The sequence below is a fragment of the Mesorhizobium sp. M7D.F.Ca.US.004.03.1.1 genome (assembly GCF_003998635.1).
GTDB classification, from domain to species: Bacteria; Pseudomonadota; Alphaproteobacteria; order Rhizobiales; family Rhizobiaceae; genus Mesorhizobium; species Mesorhizobium loti.
This window is the reverse complement of the sequence record NZ_RZQG01000959.1, coordinates 1-2,166: the sequence shown is the minus strand read 5'-3', so window position 1 is coordinate 2,166 and position 2,166 is coordinate 1. Positions and strand designations below refer to the sequence as shown.

The following is a 2,166-nucleotide window of genomic DNA, read 5'->3' as shown; positions in this document are numbered from 1 at the left end:
GTGTAGCAAGAGGGAGTTGCGATCCGGTACCGGAAATGCCGTGCAATTTAACGACCCGGAAAATTCTCCGAAAAAAAGGCCGGCAAGGTTTCCCTCGCCGGCCTGCCTCACCCGCCCGTTGGTCGGTTTCCCGTATCAGAACGATCCCATCTGAAAGAAACCGGCCGTCATCACCACTACCGGTTACCGCCCAGCGCCGAGGCAAGGCGCACAAGCGAGAGGAACTCGGACCTGTACCCAAACGGGTCGGCTCCTCGAGCGGCAGTGGCAATCTCCATGATCTTGTCGTAACCGAACTTCGCGGTCGCATCCTCGTCGCGCAGCTTCTGGCCGAAGGCAGCAACGGCGACGGAGAAACGCTGGTCGGTGCTGGCCTGGTCGAAGGACGAAATCTCGTTGGCCGAGGTCACCGGCGTGGTGATCAGCTTCGAGACGTCTTCATTCGGCAGCTTGTAGCGGATCTTGACGAAGGCATATTCGTCCGCATTGGCGACGCCGCCATTGTCCACCGACGCCTGGCCATAACGCAGCGGATCGATCTGCTCGCCACCGCTGCCCTTGGGCGTGATCTCGTAGATCGCGGTGACCGAGTGGCCCGAACCGATATCGCCGGCATCGACGCGGTCATTGTTGAAATCCTCGCGGTTGAGCGCCCGGGTCTCGTAGCCGATCAGGCGATATTCCGAGACCTTGTTCGGGTTGAACTCGACCTGGATCTTCACGTCCTTGGCGATGGTGAACAGTGTCGAGGAGGCATCCTCGACCAGCACCTTTTCAGCTTCGGCCAGCGTGTCGATATAGGCGGCGGTGCCGTTGCCGTTCTGAGCGATGGTCTGCATCATCTGGTCGTTCAGATTGCCGCGGCCGAAGCCGAACACCGACAGGAAGACACCGGTCTTGCGCTCCTTTTCGATCAGCCGCTTCAGATCATCATCGTCGCTCTGGCCGACATTGAAGTCGCCGTCAGTGGCAAGCATCACCCGGTTGACGCCATCCTTGACGAAGGATTTTTGCGCCAGCCTGTAGGCTTCCTTGATGCCCGCCTCGCCGGCTGTGCTGCCGCCAGGCGTCAAATTGTCGATGGCACTGAGGATCTTGTCCTTTTCGGACGCCTTGGTCGGCTCCAGGACTGTGCCGGCGTCACCCGCATAGGTGACGATCGAGATGGTGTCGTCCGCCTTCAGCTTGCTGACCAGCAGCCGGAAAGCCGATTTGAGCAGCGGCAGCTTGTCCGGCTCGTCCATCGAGCCCGAGACATCGATCAGGAAGACCAGATTGGCCTTCGGCTGCTCGGTCGGCTTGACGTCAAACCCCTTGATGGCGACGTGCATCAGCCTGGTCTGCGTGTTCCAAGGCGTTGGCATCACGCTGACGGTCGAGTTGAACGGCGTCGAGGCCGACTCCGGGCCCTTCCAGTCATAGGGGAAGTAGTTGATCATCTCCTCGACGCGCACCGTATCGGCCTGCGGCAAGGTGCCCTGCTTCAGCGAGCTGCGCACAAAGGAATAGGAGGCCGTGTCGACGTCGATCGAGAAGGTCGAGACCGGATCCTCGAGTGCCGCATGCACCGGATTGGTCTTGAAATCCTCGACGCGGTCGCGGTTTTCCTCCTGCGGCTGCATCTGGTCGGCCGGCAAGGTCGACGGCGGCTGCACCATCAGCTTGGACTCGGCCGGCATGCGGGCGGCCCGAGAGGTGCTGGGCGCGCTTATGGAGCCGTCCAGCGCAAACTCGCCCGTCGGAGCTGGCGCAGGAGGTGCAACGTTCGTCTTTCCGGCGTCGGCAGCATCCTGGCGGGGAGCGCCCGTCGCCGATTCCTGCTGTGCCGTACCGCCAGCAATGGTCGATTCGGATTTCGGCCGCGAGGCCGGCGCCACAAGCGCATCGATGGCGTCGCGGCTTTCCACATCCGCGTCGGCCTTCTTGTCCTTCTCCAACCCGGTCGGAGCTTGCTTCGGCTCAGCCGGCTTCAGGGTCGCCGGCTTGTCGGCCAGCGTCTCGCTGATCTTCTCGTCGCCGCCGAATTTGGGCGGCTGTTCCCTCAGCAGATGGAAGGTGGCGTATCCGGCGATCGGCAGGGCGACGAGCCCGGCAAGGGCCGGCGTGGCAATGAGTTTCTTTTGCATGATCTCGCTCCAGAGCTTTTGTGCTCGCTCTGTGAGACGA

At 62.0% G+C, this 2,166-nt stretch carries 1 protein-coding gene; it reads right to left on the bottom strand.

The genetic code is table 11. The annotated features are described in order from the left end of the window. Positions 1-176 precede the first annotated feature (176 nt). On the bottom strand, positions 177-2,166 hold a 1,990-nt coding region (locus EN935_RS32455; protein WP_245489112.1), incomplete at its 5' end, for a von Willebrand factor type A domain-containing protein.